14 protein-coding genes, 1 tRNA gene and 2 pseudogenes are annotated in these 20,479 nt (G+C 58.1%); 8 read left to right on the top strand and 9 right to left on the bottom strand.

From position 1 onward, the window contains the following. Nucleotides 1–43 precede the first annotated feature (43 nt). Together HRR99_RS12285 and HRR99_RS12280 are read left to right on the top strand one after the other, a co-directional pair. Nucleotides 44–118, top strand: a tRNA-Val gene (locus tag HRR99_RS12285). Between the two features lie 223 nt (nt 119–341). After that, nucleotides 342–1,007 carry an outer membrane protein gene (locus tag HRR99_RS12280; RefSeq protein WP_111837560.1) on the top strand — a complete coding sequence of 222 codons (666 nt, stop codon included), beginning with the start codon at nt 342–344 and terminating at the stop codon, nt 1,005–1,007. 74 nt (nt 1,008–1,081) lie between these two features. Here HRR99_RS12280 and HRR99_RS12275 read toward each other — a convergent pair whose 3' ends face one another. The 7 genes from HRR99_RS12275 to HRR99_RS12245 form a co-directional block, all read right to left on the bottom strand. After that, a complete protein-coding gene (locus HRR99_RS12275; RefSeq protein WP_111837561.1) occupies nt 1,082–1,465 on the bottom strand; it encodes an acyl-CoA thioesterase in 384 nt (127 codons plus the stop codon). 198 nt (nt 1,466–1,663) lie between these two features. Then, nucleotides 1,664–2,128, bottom strand: a complete 465-nt coding sequence (locus tag HRR99_RS12270) for an NfeD family protein (RefSeq protein WP_233121919.1) — start codon at nt 2,126–2,128, stop codon at nt 1,664–1,666. Nucleotide 2,129: 1 nt separating this feature from the next. Beyond that, nucleotides 2,130–3,194: an SPFH domain-containing protein gene (locus tag HRR99_RS12265; RefSeq protein WP_233121918.1), complete on the bottom strand. Its 1,065-nt coding sequence runs from the start codon at nt 3,192–3,194 to the stop codon at nt 2,130–2,132. Between the two features lie 43 nt (nt 3,195–3,237). Continuing rightward, nucleotides 3,238–4,287, bottom strand: coding sequence for a ferrochelatase (hemH, locus tag HRR99_RS12260; protein WP_233121917.1), 1,050 nt, complete (start codon nt 4,285–4,287; stop codon nt 3,238–3,240). Between the two features lie 464 nt (nt 4,288–4,751). Further along, nucleotides 4,752–6,701, bottom strand: coding sequence for a 5'-nucleotidase C-terminal domain-containing protein (locus HRR99_RS12255; protein WP_233121916.1), 1,950 nt, complete (start codon nt 6,699–6,701; stop codon nt 4,752–4,754). Nucleotides 6,702–6,906: 205 nt separating this feature from the next. Next, nucleotides 6,907–7,278 carry an outer membrane lipoprotein Omp10 gene (gene omp10 / locus HRR99_RS12250; RefSeq protein WP_065701467.1) on the bottom strand — a complete coding sequence of 124 codons (372 nt, stop codon included), beginning with the start codon at nt 7,276–7,278 and terminating at the stop codon, nt 6,907–6,909. Between the two features lie 158 nt (nt 7,279–7,436). After that, nucleotides 7,437–8,885 carry a homospermidine synthase gene (locus HRR99_RS12245; RefSeq protein WP_233121915.1) on the bottom strand — a complete coding sequence of 483 codons (1,449 nt, stop codon included), beginning with the start codon at nt 8,883–8,885 and terminating at the stop codon, nt 7,437–7,439. A gap of 243 nt (nt 8,886–9,128) precedes the next feature. Here HRR99_RS12245 and HRR99_RS12240 point away from each other — a divergent pair, with 243 nt between their 5' ends. Both HRR99_RS12240 and HRR99_RS12235 read left to right on the top strand, forming a co-directional pair. Beyond that, nucleotides 9,129–10,037, top strand: a complete 909-nt coding sequence (locus HRR99_RS12240; protein WP_233121914.1) for a sensor domain-containing diguanylate cyclase — start codon at nt 9,129–9,131, stop codon at nt 10,035–10,037. A 229-nt stretch (nt 10,038–10,266) separates the two neighbouring features. Further along, nucleotides 10,267–11,196, top strand: a complete 930-nt coding sequence (locus HRR99_RS12235; protein ID WP_233121913.1) for an IS110 family RNA-guided transposase — start codon at nt 10,267–10,269, stop codon at nt 11,194–11,196. 216 nt (nt 11,197–11,412) lie between these two features. Here the strand turns inward: HRR99_RS12235 and HRR99_RS12230 are convergent, their stop codons facing one another. Further along, nucleotides 11,413–12,048 carry an aminotransferase class IV family protein gene (locus HRR99_RS12230; RefSeq protein ID WP_233121912.1) on the bottom strand — a complete coding sequence of 212 codons (636 nt, stop codon included), beginning with the start codon at nt 12,046–12,048 and terminating at the stop codon, nt 11,413–11,415. Between the two features lie 86 nt (nt 12,049–12,134). Next, nucleotides 12,135–13,979, bottom strand: a complete 1,845-nt coding sequence (locus tag HRR99_RS12225; RefSeq protein ID WP_233121911.1) for a M3 family oligoendopeptidase — start codon at nt 13,977–13,979, stop codon at nt 12,135–12,137. Nucleotides 13,980–14,149: 170 nt separating this feature from the next. Here HRR99_RS12225 and HRR99_RS12220 point away from each other — a divergent pair. The 4 genes and pseudogenes from HRR99_RS12220 to HRR99_RS12210 all read left to right on the top strand — a co-directional run. Further along, nucleotides 14,150–15,338: pseudogene (locus HRR99_RS12220) on the top strand (sigma-54-dependent transcriptional regulator); the annotation flags it as partial. 173 nt (nt 15,339–15,511) lie between these two features. Then, nucleotides 15,512–15,712 (top strand): annotated as a pseudogene (locus HRR99_RS23280) (helix-turn-helix domain-containing protein); the annotation flags it as partial. Between the two features lie 315 nt (nt 15,713–16,027). Next, nucleotides 16,028–17,812 (top strand): peptidoglycan L,D-endopeptidase MepK, encoded by a 1,785-nt coding sequence (locus HRR99_RS12215; protein WP_479683816.1) that lies wholly within the window; start codon nt 16,028–16,030, stop codon nt 17,810–17,812. A 448-nt stretch (nt 17,813–18,260) separates the two neighbouring features. Next, nucleotides 18,261–20,468, top strand: a complete 2,208-nt coding sequence (locus tag HRR99_RS12210; protein WP_233121908.1) for a hypothetical protein — start codon at nt 18,261–18,263, stop codon at nt 20,466–20,468. The last annotated feature ends 11 nt before the right edge of the window (nt 20,469–20,479 follow it).

Genomic DNA, 20,479 nt, shown 5'->3' with positions numbered 1-20,479 from the left:
GTTGACGCTTCCTCCGGTTTTGTGATTTATGCGCCTCAACGGAGGGCGTGTAGCTCAGCGGGAGAGCACTACGTTGACATCGTAGGGGTCACAGGTTCAATCCCTGTCACGCCCACCATCCGATTTCATGCGTGAAGGTCTTGCAAGAAATTGCGAGACCTTTTTGCGTTTTGGCCAACCGTACTGCGAGCCCCCTTCTGCCTGCAATGAGAGGCTGGAAATTTCTGTCTTTGAAAATGCCTCAGCCGAATGAAAGCAAACTCTTGCTTTGTTGCGGCGGCGCTACAGCATTTTTCTGGCGTTGGTTACATATTAAAACCAACACAACCAGAGTGCCCAAAATGAAAAAAATCGTCATTGCCACAGCTTTTGCTCTGACCGCTTCAACCGTGATGGCTGCGGATGCATTTTACGAGGCACCGCAGGCACCTGTGGCCATTTCCGGACAGGCGTTCTCATGGACCGGCTTCACAGCTGGTGTGCAGGGCGGATATGCGTGGGACAATCAGGATATCTCCGGCATCGCGGCGATACCGCTGGAAGCCAATTTCAACGGTGGCGTTCTGGGAGCCTTTGCAGGGTACAACCACCAGTTCAACAACAATTGGGTTCTCGGTGTGGAAGGCGATTTCGACGGCAATTGGGGCGATGGCACGCTGACAATACTTGCGCCTGACCGGTTCGAATACGGCTTGGACTGGCAGGGCTCTGTTCGGGCCCGCGCGGGTTACGCATTCGACCGGGCTCTCGTTTACGGCACCGCTGGCTGGGCTGTCGGACGCGGCTATCTTGTGACGCCGGGATTTCCAAAGAACAAAGAGACCTTTAACGGCTACACGGTCGGTGCTGGTGTTGATTACGCGTTCACCGACATGATTTTCGGCCGCGTTGAATACCGCTATACTGACTTCGGCGACAAAAACTACGATTACGGCGCGTTAGGCCCTTTGCTCAACGGTGATATCGATCAGAACGCTGTGCGGGTTGGTCTGGGCGTGAAGTTCTAAGCAAATCCGATTTTGCGTTTGTTGCAACGACACTCAGCAACGCCATTAAAGAGCGCTTCTAGCTGAGTGGTGGGTTAGCCACCGACCGCCCTCGGGTTGCCCTCGTCATCCACGGCCACCATGATGAACACCGCTTCCGTGACCTTGTCGCGGGATTGTTGCGAGTGGCGGCGGGTCCAGGCTTCTATTTTGAGGGTGATGGACGTGCGGCCTACTTTTTCGATGCGGGTGTAGACGCAGAGCGTGTCGCCGATCTTGACCGGTTTCTTGAAGACGATTTCGTTGACGGCCACCGTGACCGTGCGACCGCCTGCCACATCATTGGCGCGCACGAAGGCGGCCAAGTCCATCTGTGACATGACCCATCCGCCGAAAATATCGCCTGCCGGGTTGGCGTCGGCGGGCATGGCGAGGGTACGTAGGGTCAGTTCCATATCTGCGGGTGGCTGCAAATCCATGTCTTGAAAACCTTTTTATCCATCTGACAATGGACAGCATGCCTACAGCATCGCTATCGAATTCAGAATTGATTTTCAGGAAGATAAGAGATGCACCAGTTGCATGGTGCAGTGCAGCATAGCGCTCAGATGATGAGACTCGAATCAGCCAAAGGGCGAACCGAGCGCTCACGAGGTGTGCGTGAAACCCGCAGCTTGTCAGTTCGGAACCTGCTCCACGGTGAGCGTGCGCCCGTGGGCGGATGCGATGCGGACTCGGGCACCGGCAGGTGCGTCCTCGCCCTGTACGGGCCACCATGTGTCATCCAGCTTGATACGACCACGGCCTTCCGCAATCGGCTCATGCAAGGTGGCTGTGCGGCCGATGAGGCTGGCTTCGCGCTGGTTGAGGAAGGGCTCGTCGGTTTTGGCGTGGTCTCTGCCGTAATATCGGCGGCCAAGAAGCGCGAATGCGATCGACAGGACGGCAAATAGCAACAATTGCAGCTGCCAACTCCAGATGGCAGTGTCCCACAGCGCCAGCGAGATGGCGCCGATGACGAGGGCGGCGGCACCGATCCAGATTAGGAACACGCCGGGTGCCAGCAATTCTGCGGCCAGCAGCAGGGCCGCCAGTATCCACCAGCTCCACGGGCCGAGATCGGTGACGAGTCTCGCGATCATCTCATCTCTCCGATGACGGGCCGAACGGGTTGTTGGGGATGGTCACATTGATGGTCTGGGCCGATGGGCGGCTGGAGGACGGCGGAACGGAGCTGCGCTGGCGTGTCGGGGCAGGGGTTTCGGGTGCGGACGGCGCATCGCTTCCGCGACCGAACACTTCCTTGGCAATGGCGCCGATACCGCCGAGCGAGCCGATCAGCGAAGAAGCTTCCATCGGCATCAGCACGATCTTGGAATTCTTCGCGGTACCGATGGCCGCCATGGCTTCGGTGTATTTCTGGGCGATGAAGTAGTTGATGGCGTGGATATCACCTGCGGCGATGGCTTCCGAGACCATGCGGGTGGCGTTGGCCTCCGCTTCGGCCAGACGTTCGCGCGCTTCAGCATCGCGGAAGGCGGCTTCGCGCTGGCCCTCGGCCTCGAGGATGGCGGATTGCTTGGCCCCTTCGGCGCGCAGGATCTGCGCAGCGCGCGACCCCTCCGCTTCCAGAACCTGTGCGCGCTTTTCACGTTCCGCCTTCATCTGGCGGCCCATGGATTCCACGAGATCCTTTGGCGGCGCGATGTCCTTGATTTCGATGCGCGTGACCTTGATGCCCCATGGCCCAACGGCTTCATCGACAACACGCAGGAGGCGTTCATTGATGGCGTCACGGTTGGAGAGAAGCTCGTCAAGATCCATCGAGCCCATGACCGAACGGATGTTGGTCATGGTCAGGTTCTGGATGGCATTTTCCAGATTGGAAATCTGATAGGCGGCCTGCGCCGCGTTCAGCACCTGATAGAAGGCAACGGCATCTGCGGTGACGCTGGCGTTGTCACGCGTGATAACTTCCTGGCGTGAAATATCCAGCACCTGCTCCATGACATTCATGCGCGTTCCGATGCTTTCGATGAACGGAACGATGATATTGAGGCCAGGTTCGAGGGTGCGCGTGTAGCGCCCGAAGCGTTCCACCGTGTAGCGATAGCCCTGCGGCACCGTCTTGATGCCGGCAAACAGCGTCAGAATGACGAGCCCCACGACGACGATCACGACAATATCGAAACCACCCAGATCAAACATCCCCATCTCCCTCATATGCTGCTAGGTCTTATGTCGGCTGCGTTTACACCCAGCCCTGCAACTCCCTGCGTACAACCTTTTCGAGAACCCGCATACCCTCTGAACTGTCGTTCAGGCAAGGGATATGTGAAAACTTCTCGCCACCGTTGTGGTGAAAGATTTCGCCAGCTTCGCCCGCGATTTCTTCCAGCGTCTCCAGACAGTCGGACACGAAACCCGGATTCATGACCGCAATGCGCTTGACGCCTTCCTTGGCAAGCTTCTCCACCGTCTTGTCAGTGTAGGGCTGCAACCATTCTTCCGGCCCGAAACGGGACTGGAAGGTGATCATGAAGCGGTCCTTATCCAATCCCAGTTTTTCGCGCAGCAGGCGACCCGTCTTCATGCACTGGCAATGATAGGGGTCGCCCTTTTTGAAGTAGGACTGCGGAATGCCGTGGAAGGAGGCGAGGATTTTTTCAGGCTCCCAATCCAGCGTCGCCAGATGCGCTTTGACGGAGTTGGCGAGCGCATCGATATAGGTTTCGTCATCGTGGTAGGGCGGCACGGTGCGCAGCGCAGGTTGCCAGCGCTGCTTCATCAGATATTCGAAGGCCTTGTCGTTGACGGTGGCCGTCGTTGCCGCCGCAAATTGCGGATAGAGCGGAAACAGCAGGATTTTTTCACAGCCTTGCGCCTTCAGCGCGTCCATGCGTTCGGCAATGCTCGGGTTGCCATAACGCATGCCCCAATCGACCACCACATTGGGCAGGTCTGTCAGCATCTTTCCAAGCGCCTCGCCCTGGTTGCGGGTGTAGGTGCGCAGGTAGCTCTCGTTCAGATCGTGGTTCCAGATTTCCTCATAGGCCTTGCCCACTTTCTGCGGGCGCTTGTTGAGCACGATGCCGTAGAGAATGGGGTACCAGAACAGCCGCGACCACTCGATAACGCGCTTGTCGCTCAAAAACTCCGCCAGATAACGGCGCATCGATTTGTAGTCGGTGCCATCGGGTGTGCCGAGATTGACAAGGAGAACGCCGACCTTGCCGAAGGCGACCTTCGGGTGATCTGCCGGGAAATGAGCGGTTTGAAGCGTGGAGTTATCTTCGATCATCGTCCTGAACCTACATTGTTTGGCCAGACATACGCCAGGACCATCGTGTTGGATCATGTTGTAGAGCATTGATCCGCCAATCTGAATTGATTTTTGATAGAACCTGCGCGGCATTTCAACGCGTGGTGAGGACTGAGTGATATATGGATATAAGTGTAGCCATCTGAGTTCTGAACAGTGATGCGGTAGAGGTCAGTGGGTGTGGCTCGCCGGACATCTCCCCCTCAAGGGGGGAGATCGGCAAGGCGAGAGACCTTCGCTAAAACGATCGACGCTGAAGATAGCCGCAACGTCGCAGCATATCGATCTCCCCCCTTGAGGGGGAGATGTCCGGCAGGACAGAGGGGGGTGAGCCACACCCACTGACCTCTGCTGCAAACGGCATTTATGCGTCCGCGGTCAAAAATAGAGTCTTCTATCGAAGCCCGTTACCGAGCAGGCTTCGATAGAGTGATATCGAACAATTACTGCGCCGGAACGTTCAGTTCTTCACCAACTTCGATGTGGTTTGGACGCTTCAGCGCGTTGGCTTCAGCGATCTTCTTCCACTCTGCGCCGTTGCCGTATTTCTCGGCAGCGATTTTCCACAGCGAGTCACCGCGTGCAACGACGTATTTCCCAGCAGCGGCTGGTGTCGTGGCAGGGGCCGATGTCGTGGTTGCCGGTGCCGGGGTGGTTGGCGCCGTTGCGGCTGGAGCGGGAGCCGCAGGTGCCGTGGCAGCTGGAGCCTGCGCAGTTGTTGCAGGTGCAGGGGCCGCAGGTGTTGCTGGCTTGGCTTCCTTTGGAGGTGCCACGTAGTCGGCTGGCGTTACATCCATCACGCGGCCATCGGTGTAAGGCTTGTAGGGGCTGTGCGAACCGATATAGGCGGCGACGGCATCTTCAAGGCTTGGTCCGAAGTCGTAGGGGTTGATGGCCTTGGTTGCGAAGGTCTTGAAGCCATCGCCGCCGGTGCGGGTATAGTTGTTGGTCACCACGCCATAGGTCTTTTCAGGGTCAAGTTTGACGAAGTTATCGCCTTCCTTGACCTCGACGGAGACGATGCGGCTGCCGGCTGGCTTGGAGCGGTCGAAGCTGTATTTCAGGCCAGCCGTTTGCACGAAGCGGCCTGCGCCTTCCTCGATCTGGCTCGCACCATTTTCAAGCGCTGCGACGAGATCGACGCCCTTGATCTGGAAGGTGGCGATGGAGTTCTGGAATGGCAGAACCGTCAGCACTTCGCCCATGGTCACAGGACCGGCATCGATGGAAGCGCGCAAACCGCCGCCGTTCTGGATGGCGATGGTCATGCCCTGATCCTTCACGCGGTCGAGCAGCGCATCCGACACCAGGTTGCCCATGGTGCATTCCTTGACGCGGCAGACTTCGCGCGCGCCATCGATGGCCGCTTCGCTGGTGCCGATTTCCTTTTGCTTCATTTCTTCAAGCGGAGCAGCCAGTTCGGCGACGCGCTTGGTGAAGGCTTCGTCCGGTGTGACGGATGCATCGAGCAGCTTCGGTGCGCCGCTGGTGGACTTCACCACGCCGTTATCGTCGAAGGTGACAGTCAGATCGCCGAGATATTTGGAGTAGGCATAGGCGGTGACGATCGGAACATCGACGCCAGATGGGTCTTTGACCAGCGTGGGGTAGGGACCTGCGGCCTTCGGATCGGTGCTGGAGAGCAGCGTGTGGCTGTGGCCGCCGACGATGACGTCGATACCATCGACCGAGCGGGCGATTTCCTGATCCTTGACGTAACCGACATGCGATAGCACAACGATCTTGTTGACGCCCTGATCCTGGATTTCCTTGACGGCACCCTTCAGATACTCGATCTCGTTTTCAAACGTGACCTTGTCGCCGGGGGACGATGTTTCGTTGGTGTCTGTGGCCAGCACGGATACGACGGCAACCTTCTGGCCGCCCATTTCCTTGATGATGTAACCCTTGAACTTGTCTTTCAGCTCGGAGCCATCGGCAATCTTGGTGTTGCCGGAAATGATCGGGAACTTGACCGCATTGATGAGCTTCAGCAGTTCCGCCGGACCATCATCGAATTCGTGGTTGCCGATGGCCATGGCGTCGAAACCGATGCCGTTCATGAATTCGGCAACGGGACCGCTTTTATACTGTGTGTAGAACAGCGAACCCTGAAACTGGTCGCCAGCATCCAGCACGAGAATGTTGGCATTGGCGCCAAGCTCTGTGCGGCGGGCGTCGATGGCGCTTTTGACGCGGGCGATGCCGCCGAAGCATTCTTTCTTGTCGGCTTCAGCCGTGGAGCAGGTGGAGTCGAACTTGTTGATCGCTTCGATACGCGAATGCAGATCGTTGATGTGGAGAATATTGAGTTGGTAATCGGCCAGAGCCGCACCGGCGGAAAGCGCAACGACCGAGGCGGTCATCAGGCCAAATCTCAAAATCCTGTTCATCGTCTTCTCTCTCCTGTTTGCCGTGTACGAAGCCGGAAGGCTCGTCCTGCTGCCATAGCTACTGCGAAATCATGACACTGGTTCAAAGGCGATGTTTTCATCTCGCAGCATCTGCCGCAAGTAGAAATATGACAGGGTTGTGCAAATAAAAAACGCGCGCTGCACGCGCGCGTTGAAATTAACGCAAGCACTCTGTTTTGCTGGCTCAGCCCTGACGCGTCAGCGTGAATTGGCTGTTGCTATCCGTGGTGCAGTTGAGCTGCGAACGGGAGATCAGCGCGCAATTAACGCGCGACTGCGTGTTGCGCACCAGCGAGGTCATGTTGATCTCGTAAAGCGTTGGCGACAGCGTCACATAGGTGCCGGATGCCAGCAGCGTATTGCTGTCTGTCGAGCGTGTGGAGAAGGCGCCCGCCTGGAAGGTGGAGACGATGCCGTTCTTGTCCACCCAGCGGCCATCAACAGCCGGACCCTGCGGCATGGCGGATGCCATGGGGCGAGGCGATGGCGCGTTAGGAGCGCATGAAGAGGCGGCAATTGCGGCCAGAACCAAGGCGGCGCCTGTCTTGAAATTCATCTCTTTCGTCTCCTGCGATTCTTGTCGATCTCTGTGAAAAGACCATGGATTGAAGTTGGTTTTATTGCAAGCGAACGACGACCTCTATGCACCGGTTCCCAAGGGCCTCCACAAAAATGAGAGCGTTGCAAACCGGCACCAGAGGGCGTGTAGCGGCTCTATCCGCGCACCAGAATATTGCGGAACTGCCATGGATCATCCGCATCGATATCTTCTGGGAAGAGACCGGGCCTGCCTTCAAGCGGTGTCCAGTCGGTATAATGTCCTTCGACGGGCCCGAGATAGCGACGCTGGATGCTGAGGCAGCGGCGGTAATCCACCTCGTCTGCCTCGACGATACCGGCTTGCGGATTTTCCAGCGCCCAGACCATGCCCGCCAACACGGCAGAGCTGACCTGAAGTCCAGTCGCATTCTGGTTAGGAGCAAGCTTCCGAGCCTCTTCCAGCGTCAGGCGTGAGCCGTACCAGTAGGCATTCTTCTCATGGCCGTAGAGCAGCACGCCGAGTTCGTCAGCGCCATCGGTCAGCTCGCCCTCGGTCAAGACGTGCTGCACCGGCTGGGCTGCGCCGCCATTGCCGAACATTTCGTAGAGCGACAACACCGCATCGTTGCACGGGTGATAGGCGTAATGGCAGGTCGGACGAAAATCGACATGGCCACGCTTGTCACGCACGGTGAAATAGTCGGAAATCGATATCGCTTCATTGTGGGTCACGAGCAGGCCGTATTGCGCCCCTAGCGTCGGGCACCATGTGCGCACGCGGGTGGTGGCGCCGGGCTGGTCAAGGAAGATGGCGGCCTTGCGGCCTTTCTTCTGCTTCTTGGCGTTCTTCGGCATCCATTTTTCGTGGCTGCCCCAACCCAGTTCCGCCGGTTGCATGCCCTCGGCAATGAAGCCTTCGACCGACCACGTGTTCCAAAAGGTGTTGAACGGCTTGGGGTCTTTTGCGCGCTGGGTGTCGCGCTCGGCAATGTGGACGCCCTTGACGCCCAGCGTCTGCATCAGCTTCGCCCAGCCTTCGCGATCATGCGCTGCCGGCTCTTCGAATTCGAGGCCCGTATCGTTTGCCAGATTGACCAGCGCCTGTTTGACGAACCACGAGACCATGCCGGGGTTTGCGCCGCAGGTGGAAACAGCCGTCGTGCCGCCGGGGCGCTTGGCCTTTTCCCTCAGCATGGTTTCGCGCAGCGCATAGTTCGTGCGCGCGGCATTGTCCGCATCGGTATCGAAGTAAAAGCCGGGCCAGGGTTCGACGACGGTGTCGATGTAGAGCATGCCGTATTTGCGGCACAGCTTCATCAGATCCACGGAGGAGGCATCTACGGATAGGTTGACGCAGAAACCTTGGCCTTCCACATTCTTGACGAGCGGCTTCAGCACATCCTTGTAGTTTTCCTTGGTCAGATGCTCGCGCACATGCCGGATGTTGCGGCTTTGAAGATACTCGGCGATGTCTTCACGTGGATCGATGACGACGAGCCTGGACAGGTCGAACTTGAAGTGCCGCTCCAGCAAGGGAAGCGTGCCGCGCCCGATGGAGCCGAAACCGATCATGATGATGGGACCGGTAATTTCGCCGTAAATCGGATGTTCAACGTCCGTCATTCTGAATTTCCTTTGTGAAGACAATGCTTAAGCTAAATGAATACCCACCAACAATAAAGGGTAGCCGGATGACGGGCGTATGAAGATTGCGCAAAGGGTAAATCGTCAGGCCCCGGCCCCTGATAAAATCATCGATATAGCTTCGGACTACGAATTTTCAATTCGTCAATTATAATGGGGCGGATCAGAAGTTGCAGTTAGGTTCAACCGGAGAAAACGAGAGTGCGTCAGGAGACTGCCAGTTTGGATAGTCTTATCGAGCGCGTCATCGCGCTTCAGGACATGACGCCTGTCTTTATCGCCCTTTACGACACGGAAGACAGGCTTCGCCACGCCAATCGTGCGTTTCGGCAGGCCTTCAATGTTCCTGATGACGCATTCCCGACATGGGCTGACCTTCTGCTGGCGAACTACCGCGATCGGAAAGGCCTGATCATCACCACGTCCGATTACGAGGCGTGGTTTCTGTCGGCGCAGTCACGTCGCGGCAAGCTGCCGTTTCGCGGGCTGGAGCTAGACCTGCATGACGGGCGCTGGATCTGGATGACGGAGACGGTACAGGCGGATGGCTGGATGCTGTGCGTGGGCAGCGATATCACCGAATTGCGACAGAACCAGCGCAGCTTGCGGCAAGACCGCGACATTGCCATGCGTGCCGCCCAGACCGATGAACTGACCGGAACCGCCAACCGCCGCTTTGTCTTCACCAAACTTGCCGTACAGGTCGAGAATGTCCAGAAGGGCCTCGAAAGCCCGTTTGGGCTCTGCATCATGGACATTGATTTCTTCAAAGGCATCAACGACCGTTTCGGTCATCAGGGCGGGGATATCGTCCTGCGTGATTTCGTGCGCATCGCCCATTCCACCATCCGCCGCTCCGACACGTTCGGTCGGGTCGGCGGCGAGGAATTCGCTCTCATCATGCCCCGAACTGTGTTGTCCGAGTGCATCGGCATCGTGGAGCGGCTGTTAGAAAAGGTGCGGACATCATGCCCTTTTCCGGGCGCTGCGGATTTTTGTTACAGCTGCTCGGCAGGACTTGCGCTGTTCCAACCGGGGGAGAGTAGTACGGAGCTATATCAGCGGGCCGACCGTGCGTTGTATGAAGCGAAGCAAAAAGGGCGGTCACGGGTGGAATGGGTGTTGGGGTGAGGGGCGGTAATGTTGGGCTGTTTTGGGTGGGGCTTACCCCCCTTGTAACTTCCCTTCACCGTCATTTGGGTGTGTACTGCCCGGTGCGGTGGCGGATGTGAGACCGAAGCCCCTTAGGGACACTAAGCCCGTGGCAGAGCCCGGTCGTGCATCCGCCGTTCCATCGAACCCGAACAGTCGCCAGGGCCGCTTGCGCACGCAAAGCCCGCTTAGGCAAGGATGGGATAAGATGGATATAACCGTTGGTATAGATGTCTCCAAGGATAGCCTCGACGTTGCGGTTTCACCCTCAGGTACAAGCTTTTTCGTCGGGAACGACCATGACGGCATCGAAGAGCTGGTGAAGCGCCTCAAGGCGGAAAAGGTTGATCTCGTGGCCGTGGAGGCGACGGGCGGCTTCGAAACGCTGGCGGTGGCAAAGCTTGCGGCGTGCGACATCTGCGTGATCGTCGTCAACCCGGCGCAGGTCCGGGCCTATGCCAACGCCATCGGTCGGCGTGCCAAGACCGATGCGATCGATGCAGCCCTGATTGCCGCTTTCGTCGTGGCGACGAAACCGCAGATCCGGTCGCTGCCCGATGCGCAAACCCAGGCGTTATCGGCCCTTGTCGATCGCAGACGGCAGATCGTTCAGATGATCGTGGCCGAAGAGAACCGGTTGCGGATGGCGTTGGACAAGACCACCCACAAAAGCATCAAACGGTTGTTGGCTGCGCTCAACCGCGAGAAGGACAGCATTGACACGGATATGGATGAGCATATCCGCAAGTCCCCCTTGTGGCGTGTGCGCGAAGCACTGCTGACCTCGGTTCCAGGTGTCGGGCGGGCCACGGCACGCACGCTTCTGGCCGAAATGCCGGAACTTGGCAGCCTCAACCGCCGACAGATCGCATCCCTTGCGGGACTGGCACCATGGACGCGGCAATCGGGCAAGTGGAAAGGCAAGAGCTTCATCGGTGGCGGGCGCTCCAAGGTGCGGGCGGTGCTGTTCATGGCAGCACTGGTCGCATCTCGCCACAATCCGTTGCTCAAGGAATTCCGCGATCGTCTCGTGGCATCCGGCAAGCCCAAGATCGTCGCCATCGTGGCCACCATGCGCAAGCTACTCACCATCCTCAACGCCATCATCCGGGAGAATAAACCATGGCAAAACGCTTGACTGCCAAGACAGTCGCTCTGCCCTGCCGGACATCTCCCCCTCAAGGGGGGAGATCGACTCGTTGAAACCTCTTGCCCATCGCTACTGCTGCGGATGGAGTGGGAGCATGCCTCCTGCCGATCTCCCTCCTTGTGGGGGAGATACCCGGCAGGGCAGAGGGGGTAGCCACACCCGCGGTGCATAAACGTAAAGCCAACGAAAGCGTGGCCGCTTACCTCACACCAATTCCGCCGCCACCAACCCATGCAATGAATTACCAACAAACAGCTTCCGTCCCGCCAAATCCTGCGGCCTCAGTGCCTGTCCGCGGGCCTTGCGTTCCCGAATAAGATCGGCGCGCAGCACGCCCGGCAGAATGCCGCTGTCGAGTGGCGGGGTCAGCAATTGGCCTTCCGCACCCTCCACAAAGACGCTGGTGGTGGATCCCTCGCAAATTTCGCCGCGCTCGTTCAAAAGCAGGACTTCGTCCGCTTCCTTGGCTGAAAACTCCGCGCGTGCGGCATCATAGGGTTCGCGGCGCGAGGATTTGTGGCGGTAGAAGGTGTCGCTGGAATCCAGACGCGTCTTCTCCGCAATCTTCACCCGCCAGACGGCACCCTCACAAAGCGGAATGAAGGGTTCGGCGGCGATGTCCAATTCGCCCTTGTAGTTCATCACTACACGCACGGTCATCGGCTCGCTGCCGCTGACCGCAGCGTTCAGCGCCTTAGCCGTATCGGCAGGCGCGCGAAAGCCCAGCGCGTCGGCCGAGCGCAGCAGACGGCGCATGTGCTGTTCCAGCCGCCGGAAACCGGTTTCGGGTTCCCAGCGCAATGTTTCCCGTAGGGTCAAATCAGCCGGTTTACGCTTCATGCTCTTAGTCCGTGATGCTGTTTACGTAAGGTGAGGCATATGAACCGGCGAAGCTTGCCCGAAATGGGAGCCTCGCCGGATTATCCCTACTCTTTATCCAACGCTTCCAACTCGTCGATCAAGCCTTCGATCATCGACAGGCCCTTGTTCCAGAAGGAAGGATCGGTCGCATCGAGACCGAAGGGCTTCAGCAGTTCGGAATGGTGCTTAGTTCCGCCAGCCTTCAGCAGCTCGAAATACTTGTCCTGAAAACCACTATCGGCATTCTGGTAGACCGCATAGAGCGAGTTGACGAGGCAATCGCCGAAGGCATAGGCATAGACATAGAAGGGCGAGTGGATGAAGTGCGGAACGTAGGTCCACCAGTTCTCATAGCCCTCGGAAATCTTGATCGCTGGTCCAAGGCTTGTCCGCTGGACGGAGAGCCAGAGCTCGCCGATCTGTTCTGCGGTGAGCTCGCCGTCCTTGCGGGCGGTGTGCACCTTGCGCTCGAACTCATAAAACGCGATCTGGCGCACCACCGTGTTGATCATGTCTTCGACCTTGCGGGCCAAAAGCGCCTTGCGTTCGCGTGCGTCCTTGGTGCCATCCAGCAACTTGCGGAAGGTCAGCATTTCGCCAAAGACCGATGCCGTCTCGGCCAAGGTCAGCGGCGTGGCGCACATAAGAGCGCCCTGTCCACCGGCCAGCACCTGGTGCACGCCATGGCCCAGCTCGTGCGCCAGCGTCATCACGTCACGCGGCTTGCCGAGGTAGTTGACCAGCACGTAAGGGTGCGCGGAGGGCACGGTAGGATGCGCGAAGGCGCCGGGTGCCTTGCCGGGGCGGGCAGGCGCATCGATCCACTCTTCATCGAAGAAGCGGCGGGCGATATCGGCCATCTCGGGCGCGAAATCGCCATAGGCCGAGAGCACCATGTCCTTGGCGTCGTCCCAGGGAATGACGGCGTTGGACGTATCGGGCAGCGGTGCGTTGCGGTCCCAATAGTTCATCTGCTCCATGCCGAGCCACTTGGCCTTCATCTTATAGTAACGGTGCGACAGTCGCGGATAGGCTTGCGTCACCGCCTGCGCCAGCGCATCCACCACCTCGCGTTCGACGCGGTTGGCCAGGTGGCGGCTGTCGGCAATGTCTTCGAATTTGCGCCAGCGGTCGGAGATTTCCTTATCCTTGGCGAGCGTGTTGGTGATCAGCGTGAAGACGCGAAGATTATCCTTGAAGGTGGCGCTCAGCGCCTGCGCTGCCTTTTTACGGGTTTCCGTGTCCGGCTCCTGAAGCAGGTTGAGCGTTTCCTCCAGCGCCAGGCTCTTGCCGTCGACCTCAAAACGCAGCTCCGACATGGTTTCATCGAACAGACGGTTGAAGGCGGCGGCACTGGTCATCGACTTTTCGAGGAACAGCTGTTCCAGACTGTCATCCAGCTGGTGCGGCTTGTCCTTGCGCAAATCCACCAGCCACGGCTTGTAATGGCCGGTCAGCGGATCGTTGGCGATGGCTGCGTCGATCGTCGCGTCTTCGATGCGGTTGAGCTCAAGCGCGAAGAACAGCAGATTCGACGACATCTCGGTGAGCTTCGACTGGGCGTCACCATAAATCTTGCCGTTGGCAGGGTTCGATGTATCGGAAAAATAGGTGAGGCCAGCGAAGGAACCGATGCGACCGAGAAGATCGTCCAGCGCTTCATATTCCTTCAGTGCGGCACCGAGGCCCTGATCGCCGGAAAGCTTGGCGGCGGCTTCCAGCTTGCCCTTCCATTTCGCTTCGAACGCCTTTGCGTCGCTCGCCGCCTTTTCCAGCGCTTGCCTGTATTGCGGTGAATCGGCAGAGGGGTAGAGATCGGACAGCTTCCATGTCGGGAGGTCACCGAGGGCGGCAGCCCCTGCGTCTGCGGGCGAAAAGGCGGGCAGGGGGATCGATGTCGTCAAGGTCATATCGGGCTTTCCTCTTTATCTCTTCGCCAAAGCATATGGGGGCTCTGTTTCCCGTGGCAATGCATAAAATGCAAGCAAATCTCAAAACTGGATGTTCAAGCCTTCCATGTCACATTCGGTTCAAAGGGCCAGCATGAAGCAGGTCCATAAACCGGAAACCGGAGCCTGACATGACAGCGCAAGTACTCGTTATCGATGACGACCCTGTTCAGCGCCGCCTGCTTAAACAAGCGGTGGAGCGTTATGGTCACCACCCAATCCTTGCCGAAAACGGCAGGGTCGGACTGGAGCTGTTGAAACAACACAGCGGCGATATCAGCGTGATCGTTCTTGATCTGATGATGCCGGAGATGGACGGTCTGTCTTTTCTCAAGGCTGTTGGAGAGCTGGGCACCGATGTGCCCGTCATCGTCCAGACCGGCCAGGGCGGCATCGATACGGTGGTGCAGGCCATGCGCGCCGGTGCCTTCGATTTCGTGGTCAAGCCCGTGTCGCCAGAGCGCATCGGTTCGGCCATTGCCAATGCGCTGAAGCTCGACCAGCGCGAGGCCAAGGCCCGCACCGGCAAACGTTCGCGCAACCACGCCGTCAATTTCAATGATATCGTGTCGGCAAGCCCGGCCATGCTGCGCGTCATCGAACTGGCGCAGCGGGCAGCGCAATCCAATATCCCGGTCGTGCTGGAAGGCGAATCCGGCGTCGGCAAGGAAATGATCGCGCGCGCCGTGCAGTCCGGCAGCGACCGTTCCGGCAAGCCGTTCATCACCGTCAATTGCGGCGCCATTCCGCACAATCTTGTGGAAAGCATTCTGTTCGGCCATGAAAAGGGTGCCTTTACCGGTGCCACCGAAAAGCACATGGGCAAGTTCATGGAAGCCGATGGCGGCACGCTGTTTCTGGACGAGATCGGCGATCTGCCGCTCGAAGTGCAGGTCAAGCTTTTGCGCGCGGTGCAGCAGGGCGAAATCGAGACCGTCGGTTCGGCACGAGTCCAGAAGGTCAACGTGCGGCTAATTTCGGCCACCAACAAGGATTTGATCGAAGAGGTCAAGGAAGGCCGCTTCCGCGAAGACCTCTATTATCGCCTCAACGTCTTCCCCATCACCATTCCGGCCCTTCGTCGGCGCAAGGAAGACATTCCCTATCTGGCGCGCGTGTTTGCAGAACGTTTTTCCGTCGAGCAGAAACTGCCGCATTCGCTGGGCGTCAGCGCCGGTGCGCTGGCCTTGCTGACGGCTTACGACTGGCCGGGCAATATTCGCCAACTGGAAAATGCCGTGTTCCGCGCGGTCGTTTTGGCCCAGGGTGACGAGTTGACGGAAGCGGATTTCCCGCAGATCGCGCTTCAGGTGCCCGAGTTCATGGACGGCGTGGCCGTGGAAGACATGCCGCACCGCCCGAGCGAGCGTTCCCTGTTGGTCGCACCGCCACCGGTCGAAACACGCAGCAGCACCGCCGACATCGTGTCCGTGATGGAGGCTATGGCGAATGACGATGATCGCTCGACCGGCGCCGTCTTTCCCGGCGGCAGCCTGATTGCCTCGACCGATGACAGCGGTGATGTGCGCAAGATTGCCGATATCGAAGAGGAACTGATCCGGTTTGCGCTGCGGTTCTATCGTGGACAGATGAGCCAGGTGGCCCGCAAACTCGGCATCGGAAGGTCGACACTATACCGTAAGTTGAAGGATTATGGCATTGATCCCGATGATCCGCTGCGTGATGCCGCTTGATGGCGGCAAAGCCGGCTTAGTTTAGCAAAACCGATATTTGTTAACTCCTGGGCAAGGATATTCACTTACGGTCTATAAACCTCTTGTTAGTATCGCATTCACTATATAGAGGATGAATGTCCATGTGTGGCAAAATTGCCATCGTGTGACCGTAATTGAGGTTCATGTGGGACAATGTGACGAATTGTCTGCCAGGCGGGGATCAAATTGCTTTATCTGCATCGGAATATCGCGCTCTCGGGCAAGATAGCGCGCGGCTTGATTAAAGATATAGGCACGAAGCTGTCGGCACGCGTCGTTACATGCGTGTGCCTGATGCTGGTCGCCATGCCCGCCCTTGGACTTTCGGCGACGCAGGCCGCCGCCGAGACCCGTAGTCTCAAGCTCTATTATATCCACACCAAAGAAAAAGCCGTCATCACGTTCAAGCGAAACGGCAAGTATGACGCCAAAGGTCTTCAGGAGCTGAACCGCTTCCTGCGTGACTGGCGTCGCAATCAGCCGACCAAGATGGACCCGCGTCTGTTCGATCTGGTGTGGGAAGTCTATCGCCGTTCCGGTGGCACCGATTATATCAATGTCGTCTCTGCTTTCCGCTCGCCAGAAACCAATGGCATGCTGCGGTCGCGCACCAAGGGTGTCGCAAAGAGCAGCCAGCACACATTGGGCAAGGCCATGGATTTCTACATTCCTGGTGTCAAGCTTTCCCGCCTTCGTGAAATCGCCATGCAGATGCAGATCGGTGGCGTTGGTTTCTACCCGACCTCCGGCTCGCCTTTCGTGCATCTCGATGTCGGCAATGTCCGTGCCTGGCCGCGCATGAGCCGCCAAGAACTGGTGCGTATTTTCCCCAAAGGCAACACCATCCATCTGCCTGCCGATGGCAAGCCTTTGCCGGGCTATGATGTGGCCCTTGCCGATTACAAGAAGCGCGTCAGCTCTTCATCGGTTCAGGTCGCCGGCACAGCCGGTGACGGTCCTGCCAGCTCTTCCTCTGGCGGCAAGCGCAAGACGTTGCTGGCCACGCTGTTTGGCGGTGGTGACGAGGACGAAGATTCCGAAAGCATTGCAACACCTGCACCTGCAGCCCGGTCTTCGGCGCCTGCCGCTGCTCCCGTTGCGCAGGAGCCGGAAGAGGCGCCAGCCGCAGTTGCTGTCGCATCCGCTCAGCCGCTGCCGGGCGTTGTCGATGCCCCGTTGCCAACGGCACGTCCTGCGTTCCGCAATCAGGAAAACCAGACGGGTCTGGCCACGGCACTCTATTCACCGGCTCGTAATGCCGCGCAGGATGCGCTTCAGGCGGCAACCATGCCAACGCCGACAGCCGCACCCGCCGAGCAGCAATTCGCCGATCTGGCGCAATACTCTATTCCTGTGCCGACCCTTCTCGGGCCGCGCCGCATGAAGGGTGACGCCGACGGTTCCGTCATGACAGCTGCTCTCGGCTCCGAAGACATGCCGGGTGATGCGCTGGCGGCCCACGTTCCGGTTCCGGCCAACCGTCCGGCTGTTGCCGAAGCACTGCTTGCTTCTGCCAATGCAGACACCGATGGCCAGGAAGACGATGCCGAGCAGCAGCAGGCAAGCCTTTCGCCCGTGGTCGTTGCTGCCCTTGAGCAGAGCGGACAGGATGCCCGTTCCTCCATCACCGCGACGGCCATGCCATCGGCTGCACAGTTCCCGGCCTCCCTCGATCGCAGCGCCACCGCAACACAGCCTGCCGCCAAGCGTATAGAGACGGCCAAGGCTGCACCATCTGCCGCTGCCGCCTATGGCGACGCATTCGACGTGAAGCCCCGTGCAAAGGACAGCGGTCTGGTTGCCGGTCTTCCCACCAAGGGTGGTCGCCCAAGCAAGCAGGATGCTGCCGTATCCGAAAAGGCCATGGTGAGCGGTGGTCGTCTGACGCAGGAAGCAATCTCCGACTGGGCACTGAGCCAGGACAAGGGCGCAACCGGTCGCGCAGTCAAGGCTCCACGCGTCGTCAACAACCGTATGCTGAGCCACGACATGTCCGCCTCTGCGGCAACCGCCAGCTTCCGCCCGGGTGCCGCAGCGATCGACTCCAGCCGCTTCAGCACACCGATCAAGATGCCCTGAATTTTGCACTGATTGTGCATCCAGAAATAGAAAAGGCCCTGTCATCCCTATGACGGGGCCTTTTCGTTTTATTTGGTAGTGGGGGTTGCATAAACTTGGCGGTGTGATCTTGACGAGAATTATCTGTGTTGTTATTGTACAGATGGTTAGTATAGTAAGTGTCTCATTTAGATTTTTGCTGATTAGACCATGTAGATCGAGACGATTTCGTCTCTCGGCGCACAGGCAGAGTTTATAGAATTCTGCACGCATGAAGCTAGTTTGATGCGCCCGGCTCTTATGAGCCATGTTCCCGACTATAGCTGTTTGCAAGATGGCTCTGCCCTTTGGCTGCGATGGAATTTGTGCGCCGTGTTACGACGGCTGTCGCAGTCTATCGCGCAATACCGGGGCAAGTTTCGTTGTGTAGACTTCATTCCTGATCAGTAATTTACGGTGTCTCGCGCTCATGACTTCTGTACTCGCCAATATCTCACCGCGGCAGATTGCGTCTCTTGCAACCTCCATGATTTCGACGTTGACGAGTGACGACCTCGTTGGTCTCAGTGCGGCGCAAGTCAAAGCTCTAACATCGACGCAGGTCAGTGTCCTTGACGCCGGGGTGATCTCTTCTCTGAGTAACCAGGTCATCAGTCAGCTCGCGCCCAAAGCGGTGACCGGCCTGTCCCTGGACCAGCTGGACGCGATCGGCGCAGGACAGATTTCCGGTCTGACGACTCAGCAGATCAGCGCGCTTTACGCCGACCAGCTGGATTCCTTTTCCGATGAGCAGATAGAAGCGCTCGACAGCAGGCAGGTGTCGGCACTGACCTCGTCGCAGATTGCGATCCTGTCCGCAGACGATTTGAACAGCTTCACCGGCGCTGAAATTGCTTCCATCAAAAAGACGTCGATTTCCTCCATCGATCCGACGGCGCTCTCCGGGTTGACGACAGACAAGCTTGCTGCCCTGACGACGGTCCAGATTGGCGCTTTGTCGTCGACCCAGATCGGATCGCTGACGAAAACGCAGTTCGGCGCACTGAGCGGAGCGCAGTTTTCCGCCTTTTCTCCCAGACAGATTGCTGGTCTCTCGGAAGAAATCATCACCGATCTGACGTCTACGCAATTCAAGGCGATGACGAGCAAACAGCTCGCATCGCTGACGACCAGCCAGTTTGGGGCGTTGAGTTCGGCTAATATCGAAGCGCTCGACGCGTCACAGGTTTCCGCGCTGGGCGCAAAGCAGATAGCGACACTCTCCGCAGAAAAACTCAATAAGTTCGCGGCTTCAGAAGTCGCGTCCATCAAGAAGACCGCTGTCTCCGCGATATCGACGGAAGCGATGGCAAACCTTTCGACGGCCACGATTGCCGCATTCACGAGTGTCCAGATTTCTGCCCTGTCGTCCGCACAGATGCAGGCGCTGACAGATACGCAACTGTCGTCGCTGTCATCGGCGCAGTTTGGAGCGATGACGGCCAGGCAGATCGCCGGGCTTTCTACGGATACGATTGCCACTCTGGCCGGCGGCAAGCTTGACGGGATGACCACCAAGCAGATCGCGGCCTTTTCTTCCGCGCAGTTTGAAGCCTTGAATTCATCGAGCATCGTGGCTTTGAACGACGGACAGATTTCGGGGCTTGGCGCCAAGTTGATCGCCACACTAACGGCTGACGAACTCAACAGCTTTACCAACAGCGAGATTGCTTCAATCAAGAAGACGTCGATTTCCGGCCTTACGACGGATGCGATTGCGGGTCTTCAAACAAGCAAGATTGCGGTTTTAACCACCGCGCAGATATCGGCACTGACGTCTACGCAGATGCAGGCCTTGACCTCTTCGCAATTGGCGGCCCTGACATCGAGCCAGTTCGCAGCATTGACGGCAAAGCAGATCGCAGGTCTCTCGACTGATACACTTGCCAATCTCTCGGGTATCAAACTCGATGCCATGACGACGAAGCAACTGGCGGCCTTCTCCACGGCACAGTTTGATGCTTTGAGTTCCGTCAGCATCGCCGCTTTGACGGATGGTCAGGTTGCCGGCCTCAGCGCAAAGCTCCTCGCGACGCTATCGGCTGATGAACTCAACAGTTTCACTTCCAGCGAGATCGCTTCGATGAAGAAGGCCTCCATTTCCGGCCTGACGACGGATGCGCTTGCGGGGCTCTCCAGCAGTAAGCTTATGGCTCTCACCACCGCGCAGATCGCTTCTCTGACGACGGCTCAGATGAATGCCCTTTCGACCGCACAAATGGCGGCACTGACGGATGACCAGTTTGGCGCCTTGACGGCAAAGCAGCTTAGTGGTCTTTCGACCGATCTCATGGCTGGTCTCGATGTCAAGAAGCTGGAAGCGCTGACATCAAAGCAGATCGGGTCCCTCAGCACGGCCAGTTTCGACGCTTTGACCCTCGCCAACATTACCGCTCTCAACAGCGTGCAGATATCTGCATTGAGCGCTAAACACACCGCGACATTGTCTTCTGATGAGCTCAGCAGCTTTACGGATGTGGAGATCGCATCGATCAAGAAGAATGCCATCTCTGGACTGAGCACCGAAACGCTTTCGGGGCTCTCGGCTGCGAAGATCAAATCCTTCACGACCGAGCAGGTTCAGCAAATGAGCGATGCTCAGGTCGATGTGATTGTCAGGGCGTACTCTTCGAACTGATATTCCGGCAG

The sequence above is a fragment of the Agrobacterium vaccinii genome (assembly GCF_021310995.1).
GTDB lineage: Bacteria > Pseudomonadota > Alphaproteobacteria > Rhizobiales > Rhizobiaceae > Agrobacterium > Agrobacterium vaccinii.
Note: the sequence above shows the minus strand (reverse complement) of the source record. Positions and strands in the feature narration are given on the sequence as shown.

Bases quoted from the DNA above. Each gene is read 5' to 3' on its own strand.
- HRR99_RS12280 (WP_111837560.1), top strand. From the start codon at position 342: ATGAAAAAAATCGTCATTGCCACAGCTTTTGCTCTGACCGCTTCAACC.
- HRR99_RS12275 (WP_111837561.1), bottom strand. From the start codon at position 1,465: ATGGATTTGCAGCCACCCGCAGATATGGAACTGACCCTACGTACCCTC.
- HRR99_RS12270 (WP_233121919.1), bottom strand. From the start codon at position 2,128: ATGATCGCGAGACTCGTCACCGATCTCGGCCCGTGGAGCTGGTGGATA.
- HRR99_RS12265 (WP_233121918.1), bottom strand. From the start codon at position 3,194: ATGTTTGATCTGGGTGGTTTCGATATTGTCGTGATCGTCGTCGTGGGG.
- hemH (WP_233121917.1), bottom strand. From the start codon at position 4,287: ATGATCGAAGATAACTCCACGCTTCAAACCGCTCATTTCCCGGCAGAT.
- HRR99_RS12255 (WP_233121916.1), bottom strand. From the start codon at position 6,701: ATGAACAGGATTTTGAGATTTGGCCTGATGACCGCCTCGGTCGTTGCG.
- omp10 (WP_065701467.1), bottom strand. From the start codon at position 7,278: ATGAATTTCAAGACAGGCGCCGCCTTGGTTCTGGCCGCAATTGCCGCC.
- HRR99_RS12245 (WP_233121915.1), bottom strand. From the start codon at position 8,885: ATGACGGACGTTGAACATCCGATTTACGGCGAAATTACCGGTCCCATC.
- HRR99_RS12235 (WP_233121913.1), top strand. From the start codon at position 10,267: ATGGATATAACCGTTGGTATAGATGTCTCCAAGGATAGCCTCGACGTT.
- HRR99_RS12230 (WP_233121912.1), bottom strand. From the start codon at position 12,048: ATGAAGCGTAAACCGGCTGATTTGACCCTACGGGAAACATTGCGCTGG.
- HRR99_RS12225 (WP_233121911.1), bottom strand. From the start codon at position 13,979: ATGACCTTGACGACATCGATCCCCCTGCCCGCCTTTTCGCCCGCAGAC.
- HRR99_RS12215 (WP_479683816.1), top strand. From the start codon at position 16,028: ATGCTGGTCGCCATGCCCGCCCTTGGACTTTCGGCGACGCAGGCCGCC.
- HRR99_RS12210 (WP_233121908.1), top strand. From the start codon at position 18,261: ATGACTTCTGTACTCGCCAATATCTCACCGCGGCAGATTGCGTCTCTT.